This window comes from Heliobacterium mobile (assembly GCF_009720735.1).
Classification (GTDB): domain Bacteria; phylum Bacillota; class Desulfitobacteriia; order Heliobacteriales; family Heliobacteriaceae; genus Heliobacterium; species Heliobacterium mobile.
Genome location: NZ_WNKU01000002.1, coordinates 138,687 through 151,531 on the forward strand (window position 1 = coordinate 138,687; position 12,845 = coordinate 151,531).

The 12,845-nt window shown below is 51.8% G+C and carries 14 protein-coding genes; 1 reads left to right on the forward strand and 13 read right to left on the reverse strand.

The annotated features are described in order from the left end of the window. Positions 1 to 225 precede the first annotated feature (225 nt). Positions 226 to 1,935 carry an ATP-binding protein gene (locus tag GJ688_RS03165; protein WP_170291610.1) on the forward strand — a complete coding sequence of 570 codons (1,710 nt, stop codon included), beginning with the start codon at positions 226 to 228 and terminating at the stop codon, positions 1,933 to 1,935. 179 nt (positions 1,936 to 2,114) lie between these two features. Here the strand turns inward: GJ688_RS03165 and GJ688_RS03170 are convergent, their stop codons facing one another. The 13 genes from GJ688_RS03170 to GJ688_RS03230 form a co-directional block, all read right to left on the reverse strand. Continuing rightward, positions 2,115 to 2,663: a BMC domain-containing protein gene (locus GJ688_RS03170; RefSeq protein WP_155475083.1), complete on the reverse strand. Its 549-nt coding sequence runs from the start codon at positions 2,661 to 2,663 to the stop codon at positions 2,115 to 2,117. Between the two features lie 16 nt (positions 2,664 to 2,679). Further along, the gene (locus GJ688_RS03175; RefSeq protein WP_155475084.1) at positions 2,680 to 4,014 is read right to left on the reverse strand and encodes an SLBB domain-containing protein; all 1,335 of its coding nucleotides are present in this window, start codon (positions 4,012 to 4,014) and stop codon (positions 2,680 to 2,682) included. 44 nt (positions 4,015 to 4,058) lie between these two features. Then, entirely contained in the window at positions 4,059 to 5,501 is a 1,443-nt protein-coding gene (locus GJ688_RS03180; RefSeq protein ID WP_155475085.1) for an aldehyde dehydrogenase family protein, read from the reverse strand. Positions 5,502 to 5,531: 30 nt separating this feature from the next. Then, positions 5,532 to 6,503 carry a cob(I)yrinic acid a,c-diamide adenosyltransferase gene (locus tag GJ688_RS03185; RefSeq protein ID WP_155475086.1) on the reverse strand — a complete coding sequence of 324 codons (972 nt, stop codon included), beginning with the start codon at positions 6,501 to 6,503 and terminating at the stop codon, positions 5,532 to 5,534. 19 nt (positions 6,504 to 6,522) lie between these two features. After that, complete coding sequence (locus GJ688_RS03190) at positions 6,523 to 6,813, reverse strand: EutN/CcmL family microcompartment protein (RefSeq protein WP_155475087.1); 291 nt, start codon at positions 6,811 to 6,813, stop codon at positions 6,523 to 6,525. A gap of 64 nt (positions 6,814 to 6,877) precedes the next feature. After that, positions 6,878 to 7,675: a flavoprotein gene (locus GJ688_RS03195; protein WP_155475088.1), complete on the reverse strand. Its 798-nt coding sequence runs from the start codon at positions 7,673 to 7,675 to the stop codon at positions 6,878 to 6,880. A gap of 14 nt (positions 7,676 to 7,689) precedes the next feature. Further along, on the reverse strand, positions 7,690 to 8,346 hold the full coding sequence (pduL, locus tag GJ688_RS03200) for a phosphate propanoyltransferase (RefSeq protein WP_155475275.1): 657 nt from the start codon (positions 8,344 to 8,346) through the stop codon (positions 7,690 to 7,692). Positions 8,347 to 8,374: 28 nt separating this feature from the next. Next, a complete protein-coding gene (gene pduA / locus GJ688_RS03205; protein ID WP_155475089.1) occupies positions 8,375 to 8,656 on the reverse strand; it encodes a propanediol utilization microcompartment protein PduA in 282 nt (93 codons plus the stop codon). 13 nt (positions 8,657 to 8,669) lie between these two features. Beyond that, positions 8,670 to 9,329: a BMC domain-containing protein gene (locus GJ688_RS21250; protein WP_155475090.1), complete on the reverse strand. Its 660-nt coding sequence runs from the start codon at positions 9,327 to 9,329 to the stop codon at positions 8,670 to 8,672. Further along, a complete protein-coding gene (locus tag GJ688_RS03215; protein WP_155475091.1) occupies positions 9,305 to 9,820 on the reverse strand; it encodes a glycerol dehydratase reactivase beta/small subunit family protein in 516 nt (171 codons plus the stop codon). The genes GJ688_RS21250 and GJ688_RS03215 overlap by 25 nt, the downstream gene beginning before the upstream one ends. 5 nt (positions 9,821 to 9,825) lie before the next feature. Further along, the gene (locus tag GJ688_RS03220) at positions 9,826 to 11,649 is read right to left on the reverse strand and encodes a diol dehydratase reactivase subunit alpha (protein ID WP_155475092.1); all 1,824 of its coding nucleotides are present in this window, start codon (positions 11,647 to 11,649) and stop codon (positions 9,826 to 9,828) included. A 14-nt stretch (positions 11,650 to 11,663) separates the two neighbouring features. Further along, a complete protein-coding gene (locus GJ688_RS03225) occupies positions 11,664 to 12,182 on the reverse strand; it encodes a diol dehydratase small subunit (protein ID WP_155475093.1) in 519 nt (172 codons plus the stop codon). A 15-nt stretch (positions 12,183 to 12,197) separates the two neighbouring features. Beyond that, the gene (locus tag GJ688_RS03230; RefSeq protein WP_155475094.1) at positions 12,198 to 12,842 is read right to left on the reverse strand and encodes a propanediol/glycerol family dehydratase medium subunit; all 645 of its coding nucleotides are present in this window, start codon (positions 12,840 to 12,842) and stop codon (positions 12,198 to 12,200) included. Positions 12,843 to 12,845 lie beyond the last annotated feature (3 nt).

Sequence of the window (12,845 nt, forward strand, 5' to 3'; positions counted from 1 at the left end):
CGTGAACTCAAATACCTCTCTAGTTCCGTCCTTATGTTGTTAACTGTAACAGTTCTTTTTCCAATAGACAAATCCTTCAGAGAGCCTTATTTTTCTCGCTGATGCAAGGTTCTTATAATTTTAACGAGAACCACCTTTTACTGGACCATGGACATCTTTACCTTTTTCCTGGTATAGTTTGAGAAGATTATCCCACAAAAATTCCTTTGGCACGAGGTACTCATGATGAACGATTACATAATGAATAATGGGACTATGCATCACCAAGTGGTCATTGAATTTCGTCCTATTTCCACCTTAGACTCCCTAGGGATGTGGAAATTTACCCGCCAATACCCTATGATTACGAAATCGAAAAATGAAACCGGCGGATGTTACCGTGCTGCTTTTTCCAGTCGTTCCAAGGAATTAAGCCAATTATGTACCCTATGGAAACAAATTCGCAATTGGGCTATTTTGCGTATCTCGAAGGGCGAGCATCAGATCGATCCCGCAGGGATGGACGCCATCGTCGTTTGTTTGGAACAGCGACTGCACGCTAAAGATCCCCATTTTTATTGTGACGGCCGGACACCCGGCATCACAGCTCGGGACGAAAACGAATTGTTCTTTCCTGGATGTCGGTATCTCATTGTCGATGACCAGGATTACAGCGACCCCGCTGGATTTCGCTGGTATCATATGGGTACTCTCGACGCAGAAGGGCTTTTTCACGTCGACAAAAACGGAATTATGGAAAAGTTGCAGGAAATATCCCGTCAACGATTCTCCCTGGGCTGCCCCTTGTTGGATTGGGAACAAATTCGCCTGCGTGTAAATGCCTTGCCGGACACCATCAATCCTCGACGTGACGGTGCTTGGGAATATCGCTGGGAAGAGGAACAAATCGTCGGGATCTGCCGGACTCCACTAGTCCGAGCCGGCCATGGACGCAAAGATATGGATCGATCTGTCACAAGTCAGCGCGTCGACGAGACCCGTTCCATCGAAGATACTAGCCCATCGGAAGTACCCAAAGAAGTCTCTCGTGCTGCCAATCGTCCTGATGCTGCTGAAGCCAATTCCACAAACAGGATACCTGGTACTCAAGAAGAGATCTTCCAGCCTGTCCAACCGGGCCAGCTCACCTATAAAGATATCGGTGGGATGAAAGAACAACTGCGCCTAATTCGTGAAGCCGTAGAACTCCCCCTTCGCTACCCCGACTTGATTCGCACTTTAAATATCACGCCGCCGAAAGGGGTCTTACTATACGGACCGCCAGGCTGTGGGAAAACCCTTTTAGCTCAGGTTGTCGCCAACGAGGTGCAAGCCAGCTTTTTTGCGGTAAAAGGACCTGAATTCCTCTCCTCTTTGCACGGACAGAGCGAAAAACGCTTGCGCGACCTCTTCGCCCAGGCAGAGCAAAAAGCCCCTAGCATCATCTTCTTCGATGAAATCGACGCCTTTGCTTTTGACCGCAGCCGAACGACCACTTCTTTTGAGGCTACTCTAGTGGCACAATTTCTCTCCCTCATGGATGGTTTTGACCGGCGGTCACAGATCGTCGTCATCGCCACGACCAACCGCCTCGATATATTGGACAAGGCTTTGCTCCGACCCGGCCGATTTGATTACCGTATCCGCATCACTGTTCCTTCAAAAGAAGATCGCGAACAGATTCTAAAACTCCACACTTCTAAAATGCCATTGGAACCGGGCGTCGATATGACCCATTTGATCGAAGCCACCGAGGGCTTCACAGGCGCCGATATTGCCGCACTCTGTGCCAAGGCCGCTTTGATGGCCGCAAGTCGCGCACTCGGACCCAACATGGATCATTGGCCCGGGACCTTATCGGTAGAGGTTATGCAGTCCATCCGGGTTACTCAGGAAGACTTTACCTTTGCTCTAAGCCAGGTGCAGCCGTCAGTGACTGATGACTCGGAGGAATAATATTTCTTCATTGGTTGAATAAGGGTGTTCGAATAATAAGGGACTCTTTCATAAGCATTCCATTGTCTTTGACAATATGGGTATGCCTTAGAAAGAGTCCCTTTTCTTGCTCTTTAAAACTGTCCTTAATCGTACAGCCTAATTTACGACAATGAAACAAAATAGGTAAAGTAGTTTGATTAAAAGATACTCGCCTGGAGTCCTTTATGGGGCGCAGGAATGACGATTTGATCGACCAAAAAGCCGCTTTCTTTAATGACATGGCTGCCGGCCTGAATCGCTGCGCTAACGGCGCCCACATCTCCCGTGAGAGAAATGATCGATTTCCCGCCTAGACCTCTCGCCAGGCGAATCTCGATCAGTTCGACGCCGGCTGCTTTCACAGCCGTATCGGCGGCTACCACGGCTGAGGCGACGGAGTAAGTTTCAATGACCCCTAAGGCCCTGATCTGCTTTACCTCGGAACAGCCGTTTAATGCCGGAAAGATGGAAGGGTGTACGTTCGGCAGGACAAAGTCATTGACGACAGATTCCTTTGCCACAGCTTGACCGCTGCGAACAGCGCTCTGCACAGCACCCACATCGCCGGACACAAGCACGATATATTTTCCCGGACACATGGGCTGAGCCACGACCAATTCTACATTGCCTGATTTCAGCATGGTGTCGGCAGCTAAGATACCTTTCGTGACGTTTTCAATTTCCAGTAAACCGATAGCATGTTTCATCGTTCTCCCACCCCTTTCAACGGTCGGTCCGGATGCCGATGTAGTTCTCTGTCGCAAAGACGGTTCCGCTGATGCTGGCATGGATATTCGCGCCGACAGCAGCTCCTTCTGGAATGGCGGCCACCAATTGACCTGCCTGAACGGAATCGCCGATGCTGACACAAGGCTGGGATGGGGCTCCGATATGCTGACGCAAAGGAAGTTGAACTTCGCTGATCGAGAGTTCACGATCCTCCAGTGGCGCCGCTACATCATAAGCGGATAAGTTCAACCGGGCAATGAGCCGTTTAATCGGAATTCGGCGGTTTTCCCGGTGTGATACGGTCCGAAAAGGTTGATTATGATAGGGATTCTTGATGCCAGCCGCTGAAAGCTGCCGCTTCAGTTCCATGTTTACCCTGCGTGGCGATAAGCCCATGGAGCATCCGAAAGTATCGCAGGCACCACACTCGGAACAGAGAAAAGCCCGCGTAATCGCATCGCCTTGGTAGGAAGTGCCGTTACCGATAGCCTGCATGATCCGGTGCGGTTCTAAGCTGTGGCCGAGCAAGTGACGTGGACAGCAGTCGGTACAAGCCCGGCATGCACAACAGACCGATTTAGAGCGGTTGGCAATGGCTGACCAAGGGAGTGTTTTCCCGGCGATCAAGGAGTGGTCCTTCGGCAGCACGATGATACCACCGGTGGTCTTTGTCACTGGCGAATCAACTTCGACGATGCGGCCCATCATGGGACCTCCATCGATCAAGGCATAGTCATTGACAATGGCACCGCCAGCTGCCTCGATCAGCAACCGGATAGGAATCCCGATCGGGACTTTCAATGTCACCGGCTGACGGACTGCCCCGGTGACTGTCACATACTTGGTCATGACTGGGACACCGTCTAAGGCTTTGGTAATATTGACAAGAGTCTCCACGTTGATGACAACAACGCCCACGTGCAGGGGAATTCCGCCTTCGGGAATGATCTTACCAGTTACTTCGTAGACGAGAACCTGTTCATCGCCAGCCGGATAAAAGTCGGGCAGGATGAACAGTTCCACCCGCCCTTTGGCATGGCGCTCAATCGATTGTTCTAATGCCTCAATCGCCACAGAGTACTTTTTCTTTAGCCCGATATAGCTTTTTTGCGCGCCCGTTGCCAACATGACGGCGATAAGACCGAGGACGACCCTATCACTCTCAGCGGCCATCAAGTGCTGGTGGGAACGAAGAAGGGGTTCACATTCAGCGCCGTTAGCAATGATGATATCTGCACTCGCATTCATTTTGATGTGAGTGGGGAAACCGGCGCCACCTGCTCCGACGACGCCGGCCTCTTTCACTGCCTTGACGATTTTTTCACGCATTTTTTCACCCGCTTTTATGAACGGTACTTCGCGCTAGTTCTTATTTATACAATCTTAAACCCGTCAACAAGCACGCATCGGCGCTGACGAGTGAACGTACGGGCAGATGTGAGCCCTTCTCCCGTCGGCCCAGCGATCGTAAAGGTGTTGTAACCTTCCCCGCCGACACCGATGCCGGCATAAGAGGGCCCATTCTTGACAAAAATCGTCGTCTGGACAGCACGGGCAAAGCGAGTCAAGTTATCAACATTTTTAGAGTGCATGATTGCCGTGTGGCGGTTGCCATGCTCGACCTTGACACCCAATGCGATGGCAGCATCGATATTTTTCACTTGGACGATCGGCAGGATCGGCATCATCAACTCTTCAACGACGAAGGGATGGTCCTCTTCCACTTCACAGATGACGGCACGAACATCGCTAGGTACGTCAATGCCAATCGCTTTGAGGATAATCTGCGCATCTTTTCCCACCCAGGCTTTGTTGATGCCGTATGACTTTTTAGGTTTTACCGTACATCCTTCGGCGATCTTTTCCTCTTTTTCCGTCATAACAACCTTCAGAAGGTCATCAATTTCCTTGCCTTTGATCAGATAAGCCCCGCTTCGACGCATATGGGTAATCAGTTCATCGGCTACAGAACCGACGACGATGCATTCCTTTTCAGCGATGCAGGGTAAATTGTTATCGAAGGAACATCCTGCGATGATATCCCGAGCTGCCTTGGGGATATCGGCCGTTTCATCGACGATCACAGGTGGATTACCGGCACCGGCACCGATGGCTTTTTTACCAGACGAAAGGACTGCTTTCACAACGCCCGGTCCGCCTGTAGCCACCAACATAATAATGCCGGGATGCCGCATCATTTCATTAGCCGCTTCGATAGAGGGCTCTGCTACCATGGTGAGCAAGTTGGCCGGACCGCCGGCGGCGACAATCGCTTCATTGAGGATCTTCAACGTTAAGAAAGAAGTTTCTTTCGCTGTCGGGTGCGGACTGAAAACCACAGAGTTACCTGCGGCGATCATACCGATTCCGTTACAAATGATGGTCTCGGAGGGGTTGGTCGTAGGGGTAATGGCGCCGATTACGCCATAAGCGCCCATCTCGACCAATGTGAGACCATCATCACCTGTCCAAGATTCTGTTTTCAGGTCTTCTGTGCCTGGTGTTTTCCGAGCTGCCAGTTGATTTTTCAAAATTTTATCGCTGACGCGGCCCATTCCCGTCTCGCGAACGGCGATTTCGGCTAATTCTCGAGCGTTAGCGAAAGCGGCCTCTCGCATAGCTTGGATGAGTTCTTCCCGTTTGGCCATAGACAAGGTACGCAGTTGCAGGTAGGCATATTTTGCTGCTTCGACAGCCTGGTTAACGTTCGAGAAAACTCCCGGAATCAATGGGGTGGACTTTTTCTCTTGTTGCGGCTGTAGGTTCGCCATCACCTGTGACACAATTTGCGAGATCACTTCGTTCGGTATATTCATGGTTATTATCACTCCCGTGATTGGCTCCGTTTACCAGGCTGCAAGACCAGCCTCGGCAACAGACACGTCTTGTTCTACTGAGCCACCGCTTACACCGATGGCACCGATAATCCGTCCGTTATCCACGATCGGCAAACCGCCTCCAAAGACGACCAGACGGCTCCCATCAGTTGTGTTTAATCCATAAAGCATCTCGCCAGGTTGGGCCAATTTGGAGGCTGTTTCTGTAGTCATCTTCAAGGCGACTGATGTATAAGCCTTATCCCGGGAGATAGCAATGCTTGCGAGCAAAGCGCCGTCCATCCGGTGCTGGGCCACCAAGTTTCCCCCTTCATCGACGACCGTGATGACCATGGGAACTCCAATAGCATCGGCTTTCGCTTCAGCCGCTGCAATCATCTTTTTGGCTTTTTCCAACATAGTTCCATCCTCCTGGCCTTGCATCGCCTTTACCACTTCTCTCGTTACCCGCGATACCATTTCTTCTTGGTCGACATAACGAGCCAGTACAAAAAGCAAGTCTGATAACCGGTTGAGATAGATCATGACGGGCGGATGCACATCGGAAAACTTTGCCAGCGATACGGCAGCTCGTTCGGCTCTCCTGACAATCGTCCGAGCCAAATCGAGGGCAGCTCCAGCCTGAGAAGCACCAGGGATGACAAAGCCCTTTTGGGGGATACGCTTTGCCTCCAAATCATCGATGATCTGCTCTAAAGCCTGCAGATGTCCATCGTTGATACGATACCGAGGTTCGCCCCCCTTGACGTCTGCCTTTGGCTCTGTGGCAAAATCAGCGTTCACATCAAATATTTCTTGTTGCAGCCGGTGTATGAGTGACAGGGCTGTTTCATTGTTTGTGAGTGATTTAGCCAAGCCCATCGCAGCGGAGGCTTCATCCATCGTTCCATAAACGTCGACCCGGGCATGATCTTTCGGCACCCTCTGGCCGCTGTATAGGCTGGTAACGCCCCGGTCTCCTGTTTTTGTATATACTTTCATTCTCATTACCCCTCGCCGGTTAATCGTCGCAGGCGAGTAATCGTTCATCCATTTCCATCGAGTCGATGATTCCAACGATCGCAGCATCTACAGCGCTATTCTTATTCGGCAGGATGAGCCGGGCCGAAGCGCCCTGCAGGACGAGAACCCTTTCCCCGTTCCCGGCTCCCACCGTATCTACGGCGACGTGCAAACCCGGACGGCTCACGCCGCTGCTAGATAAGGGCTTAATGATTAACAACTTGCTGCCAACTAAACTTGGATCTTTGCTCGTTGCTACCACGTTACCCACAACGGTACCGATCCACATGGAAAAACTCCCCCCTTTTCAGGTGCGCTCCGGTCACTTTCATTCCACCGCAAGCGCCGCTTGTTCAGGATGTAATGATTTCAACACCGAAGTCTCGAGCGATGTCCCGAGCTAACGGTGTGATCACATCGTTCGTCGACGCGTTGAAAGTCCGGCCGCCATTTAATGCGACAGAACGGATCATCTCAGCGGTGACGAGTCCCTTTTTCACGGCTGTTTTTGCTGGTGCCCGATCGCTGTCGGAGGAAAGCTGTAGGTCTAACATTTGGCCTGCTTCTGAAGCCAATCTGTTTACGTCGACCAGTTGAACACCATAATCCCTGACTCTTTGCAGGTTTTCTTGAAAGGCTCGGACAAGCACGATCGGTGCTTTATCCATCGCCGCACCTGTTCGCCAGCAATCTTTCGGATCAGCCGCATTCTGGGCGGCAATCACCGGTTTGCCAAGCATAAGTGCCTGAAAAACCAGCGTCGTCGGTAACGTATCTGATAAAGTGTGCGCCAGTTTCGCCATCGTATTTTGGGTCAACACCGGTACCATAACCAAATCGGCTTGACGAAGAAGTTTTCCCGGATAGGGGTCAGAGGGAGTGATAATCTCCACGTCAGCGCCTAACCGTTCTTTGATTCGCTTTACACCGACTATCTGTTCCGCTGCATGGGAAAGAACTATGGTCATCTCACAGGAACGTTGCTCTAATTCCTGAAGGGACTGTAAGCCCTCTTCTAGACCGATGGAGCCGCCGGTAAAAATAGCCATCACCCTAAACCGGGGCCGGGTAGGGGGTTCATTCCCTATCCCGGCCTGGTTTAAGCGTCGCATGACCTCGGCGGTAACGAGGCGAACTAGATTGTCATCCATCGCTCCGCCTCCTTTCAGGACTGCCGGACCAGTTGCACCGCATCATTGTTATTCAGTTCGGCCGCATTAGCTTCATCTACATCGAGATGCATCTCTAAGCGAAACTTGGGATGGACGCGAATCAGTACGTTCTTGAAAACGATTCCTCGTGTGCCCGTCGTCTCGATCGAAACTCGATCCTGATCTTTCACGCCAAAAAAAGCGGCGTCATCGGGGTGCATGTGGATATGCCGAGCAGCCATGATGACGCCTTCCTTTAGGGTAATCGACCCGCAGGGACCCACAATAGTGATCCCTGCAGAGCCTTCGATCTGTCCAGAATCTCGGACAGGTGCTTTGATTCCCAAGCTGAAAGCGTCTGTTCGAGATATTTCAACCTGAGTCGTTTTACGCAAAGGTCCGAGCACACGAACACCACGGATAACGCCTTTCGGGCCGACCAAGGTAACCGTCTCTTCGGCGGCGAATTCCCCTTCTTGAGCCAGGTCTTTCAACTTTTTCAGCTGGTATCCAACTCCAAAGAGGATTTCCACATGCTCATTGGAAAGGTGGATGTGGCGGTTAGAAATGCCTACCCGAATCGTTCGGGAAGCCGATTCCAATTCAGGCAGCCTGTCTTTTAGTGCGATCAGTACTTGGGCGACAACTTGTTCGATCAATTTGGGTTCCAAGGAATTCACCCACTTTACCTAAGACGCCTTAGCCCTCGAGCTTCGGCAGAATTTTTTCCACGTCCATATGGGGACGGGGAATGACATGAACCGAAATCAGTTCACCGACTTTTTGAGCGGCTGCAGCGCCAGAGTCAGTAGCCGCTTTCACAGCGCCCACATCGCCACGGACAAGAACGGTCACCAAACCAGAACCAATCTTTTCATAACCGATCAAATTTACGTTGGCCGCTTTCACCATGGCATCGGCAGCTTCGATAGCGCCGACGAGGCCTTTGCATTCGACCATTCCTAATGCTTCTCCTCGCATCGTTCATACCTCCTTAGAGTTTTCGGTGATGAATACATTGGGAACGAGGTTCCCCTTTTTTTCGAGGACATTTGGGATCGCCGCAGAGATTGCAAGTTTCTTCTCGGAGTGTCTCTGCGTCTTGAATTATCTCTGAAAAAGTTGTAGTTGTCGTCTCCAGGGGACTTTCTAGTTCGGTCGGGTTATCCGTTACGTCAATGGTGGATTCATCGACGATCGGCTCTTGGGAAGAGGGAATCTCCAGAAGTGGTTTTTCTGAAGCTTCCGCTACAACAGCAGTTTCAGAGAGAACGGATTCCTCTGCAGCTTTTTCTTCCGGGTCCGGTTCTGAGGAAGCCTCTTCCCGATTTTCCGCAGGATCTTTCACGGTTTTCGACGTGGCTCTACCGGAGTTCTCCTTGGAGAAAATCATCCCTGACAGTTCCTGATGAGGACGGGCGATGACATGGGTAGAAACGACCTTATTGACTGAACGGGCTGCCACTTCACCGGCAGCAACTGCAGCCTTGATAGCACCCACATCGCCGGTCATCTTTACGACGATCATGCCGCCACCTTTAGCCATCTCATAGCCAACGAGTTGGATGTTAGCCGCTTTTACTGCAGCGTCAGCAGCTTCTAAAGCCGCCGCTAAGCCAACCACTTCAATCAACCCCAAGGCATTCTGGACCATACATTCACCCCCTCATCGGCAGGACGTACCGGTTGTGACGATTGTTCTGCAAGAACTCTTTTGACGATTTCTGCAATCGTTGCTTTGAGCACATCCAAATTCATATCATCGCCGCTGTTTTGAAAGGGCTGCTCTTCTTTGTCCTTGAATGGGGTACCCTTCACCAATCGTGCCGCATTGTAGCCAAAACGGCGCCATTCAGCCCGTTCACCGGGCCCCTCTAAGATAAAGAGGGGCCGTTCTTCGGGCAAACGTGTATGGTGTATGCAGATAGATCCATCTTTTCCAACGCCGATACCTACGCCTAGGTGGGACGCGCCAGCCGCTTGATAACCTAAGCGTTGGCTATCGGGGTCTGATTGGGAATGAATCACTGCCGGGATTCCTTCCTCTTCGAGGCCTGCTTGCAACTCCCGCAGCTTGCACGCACAAGTTTCATGGGGATGGTAGTAGACCATCACGGTCGGTTTGACAGGCATCCGATCCAGCATGGCAATCACGCTCCTCCACCGGAATAGGATAAAACCAAACCGGTTGCAACAGCGTTTCGAGGTCCTTCTGTCCCGCGAATGTTACCACGACCGCATACAATGCCGTACTCAGCCAAAGCATCGGCGACCATATCAGCCACCTCAAAATCAAGGGCCGAACCGCCGACCATGACGACAAATTCGATATGGCGAACGTTTCCCGTCGGAGCGACTCGAGCGAGTGCCCGCAAGGCGTTGGTGACAAATACTTTTTTCTTTGCCTCTCGACGGACATGGCGAATCTTTTCTAAGGAATACTCCGATGGAATGGGCACCATGCCGCTTTCTTTGAGTATGACGACCCGGGCAAAGACCTGGGGCGGTAAATGCTCTTCATAAAAGCGGACCGTTCCATCTTCAAGTCGAACATGGTAGAGACTTTCCACTTTGGCCAGAGGGAACTTCTTGATGTCTTCAGCCAAATCCAAATCATTGAGCCCTAGTTCGGAGTTGATGAGCATAGTCACCATGTCACCAGCACCGGCGAGGTGAATGGAGTGGACTTTTTCATCGCGAGTCACGATGGCCGCGTCAGTGGAGCCTCCGCCCATATCGAGGATGGCCAGCGGTTTATCTGTTCCCGGTGTCGTCAGCGCTCCAAGGACAGCCATGTTGGCTTCCACACCGGCGATGACGACAGGGATTCCTAGCTGAGATATCAGCTGGTCAGCGATCTGCTGCATCGGCAGGCGGCTCGTCTTGACCATAGCCGCCAAAGCGACAGCATTTTCTAGGGCGAACTCGCCGGCCAAACCGCCGCGAACTTGCTGGGGAATAAAAGTGTCTACACTGAGCAGATCTTGAATGTTCATTCGCTCAAGAGACTGACCGGTCAAGTCGCTCATGACTTGTCGAACCCGTTCGATCATTCCGCCAGCGTTCGTACCGGGCTCGCCTTTGACATCGACGACGGGCTGTACCCGCTCTACCGCTTGCATGATCTTCGATGAACCAGATTCTACGTCTACCTCTTCCCGGTTTCGCTGCCCAAAGATTGTGAGGACACCAGCCGGAATCGTGCGGGCCTTCACATCGCCTTGGGGCGTTCTGACGACAACGGCTGAACGGTTCCCGATCAATGCCCGGGCGATGGGCACGACCATTTTCGTCTCTTCCGGCGTCAGATTAAACACGGTAGCGATTCCGTAAGGGTTGGACAAGGTCTGAATCGTTCTCCCAGGTTCAGTCACTTCTACAGCAGCCAGCATGCCAATCGGCACTTTTTCGATAAAAGTCACTTCATCGACGATGGGGATCCTTTTATCGAGACGATTGGCGATCAATACAGCATCGTCCTGACAGGCAATAGCGCCTACCACATCGACACCCCGGTCAAAAGCCCAGTTGATGGCTTGAGAGGCATCTTCAAAGTCAATGCGGGCCGGGATGACGACGATGACTTTTTCACCGGATTGAATCCGATCCAATTCGGCAAAAGTGACTGTTTTTCCGACGCCTAGGCCGATGCCGCCCGGTGTACCTGGGTTGTGACCGATCATGGTCGATTCAGTGATGATCGTCTCTGTGATCGTCTCCATGGCCAAGTCGCCGATAACCGGTGTGGCTTCATTGAAACGAATCTGAACGAGTTCGTTCATGTCGACGCCGGCATGCCGTAAGGCGTCATCTAGTGCTGTCCGGATTCCAGGTAAGTTCGCTGTCGTCCCTTTGATCCCTGTGGTTTTGACAATGCTGCTGCTCAGATATTCTTTTTCTCCTCGGGCATTTACCCGAGCGAGGCAAACTTCAGTCGTGGAATTACCGATGTCTACTCCCGCCACAATGGCCATGAAAGCTCACATCCCTATTCTGCTTTCAGTCGGCCCCGGCGTTCATACACTCCCGCAGCTTCACGAACAAAAGCAGCGTTGATTTTGGCTCCGTATTTGCTTTCCATCTCTTCGGCGATATCGAGCAGTTCCTGCTTGGAGGAACGATAAGGCCGTAAGGCATTATAGATCTCGAGGATGCGCTGGTCGGGAATCGCTGTCAGTTCAGCGGCCCGGCGCAGGTTGTTGCCAAATTGGACACGGCCAACGCCATCAGCGATCTCAGCTTGCATCCGCAACGTTTCGGGAGTGATGCGAACGTCTTCGGCTTTTACATCACCATTCAGAACTTTTTCCAGGGTGATGTCGCTCAGTTTTTTGCCAGTTGGCGATTTCAGCAATTCAGGCCGCTTGCTGGCTAAGGGGTAGTCTTTTTTCGGATCGAGCTTGCATTCCTTCGCCGGGGCAGGGCAAGAAGCGGAAGCGGCGGCTGGAGATTGCATCGATTGCATTACCTGGCGTACCAGCTCTTCGATCATTTTTTCTTGAATCATTCCCGTCACCTCCTTTTAGAACTGCACTTCGAGTTCGACCGGCTTGGAGCCGGGAACGACGTGCTCGGTTTCTTTAATATGCAACACGGCTGCTTTGGCTTGGAACTTAGGACGAGCCATCTGATCGTTTTTCGTGGGAACAGGAGTCGGCGATTCGCCTTTGGCATACCGAGCGGCGTTACGTCCGATAGCGCGGTATGTTTCCAGTTCCAGCAGTGGCGATTGCGGGAACAGTTCCAGATTGCTCAAGGGGGGCAAATCTTTTTGGTGGATGACTGTGGTACCCCGAGACTGGATACCGATGGCGATGCCGGAACCGCTCAGCTTGGTAGCGTCATGAGCGACGAAGGCTACGTCAGAACTACGAGTTACACGAATCACACGTGCCCGGATCCCTTCTTCTTCGATACCAGCGATCAATTCCCGCAGTACATCACTGTGGGGGATATTGACGATGGTCTTGTTTTGATATTTGGCAAAAGCCGGTGCCAGGGAGATGATGACCTCATCACTCTTGGTACCCGGACGGGCTTCTCCTTTTTCTACAATCGTCATGGGACGGCCGCTGACGGCTTTTTTCACCGGAGCTGCTTCAGGCATTTCCATACCTTGAAGAACTTGCATGACGATTTCTTTCAAAATTTGCTCGTTCAATTGCATTTG

What these genes read in the sequence shown, in the direction of transcription:
- GJ688_RS03165 (WP_170291610.1), top strand. Translation starts at nt 226, where the DNA reads ATGAACGATTACATAATGAATAATGGGACTATGCATCACCAAGTGGTC.
- GJ688_RS03170 (WP_155475083.1), bottom strand. Translation starts at nt 2,663, where the DNA reads ATGAAACATGCTATCGGTTTACTGGAAATTGAAAACGTCACGAAAGGT.
- GJ688_RS03175 (WP_155475084.1), bottom strand. Translation starts at nt 4,014, where the DNA reads ATGCGTGAAAAAATCGTCAAGGCAGTGAAAGAGGCCGGCGTCGTCGGA.
- GJ688_RS03180 (WP_155475085.1), bottom strand. Translation starts at nt 5,501, where the DNA reads ATGAATATACCGAACGAAGTGATCTCGCAAATTGTGTCACAGGTGATG.
- GJ688_RS03185 (WP_155475086.1), bottom strand. Translation starts at nt 6,503, where the DNA reads ATGAAAGTATATACAAAAACAGGAGACCGGGGCGTTACCAGCCTATAC.
- GJ688_RS03190 (WP_155475087.1), bottom strand. Translation starts at nt 6,813, where the DNA reads ATGTGGATCGGTACCGTTGTGGGTAACGTGGTAGCAACGAGCAAAGAT.
- GJ688_RS03195 (WP_155475088.1), bottom strand. Translation starts at nt 7,675, where the DNA reads ATGGATGACAATCTAGTTCGCCTCGTTACCGCCGAGGTCATGCGACGC.
- pduA (WP_155475089.1), bottom strand. Translation starts at nt 8,656, where the DNA reads ATGCGAGGAGAAGCATTAGGAATGGTCGAATGCAAAGGCCTCGTCGGC.
- GJ688_RS21250 (WP_155475090.1), bottom strand. Translation starts at nt 9,329, where the DNA reads ATGGTCCAGAATGCCTTGGGGTTGATTGAAGTGGTTGGCTTAGCGGCG.
- GJ688_RS03215 (WP_155475091.1), bottom strand. Translation starts at nt 9,820, where the DNA reads ATGCTGGATCGGATGCCTGTCAAACCGACCGTGATGGTCTACTACCAT.
- GJ688_RS03220 (WP_155475092.1), bottom strand. Translation starts at nt 11,649, where the DNA reads ATGGCCATTGTGGCGGGAGTAGACATCGGTAATTCCACGACTGAAGTT.
- GJ688_RS03225 (WP_155475093.1), bottom strand. Translation starts at nt 12,182, where the DNA reads ATGATTCAAGAAAAAATGATCGAAGAGCTGGTACGCCAGGTAATGCAA.
- GJ688_RS03230 (WP_155475094.1), bottom strand. Translation starts at nt 12,842, where the DNA reads ATGCAATTGAACGAGCAAATTTTGAAAGAAATCGTCATGCAAGTTCTT.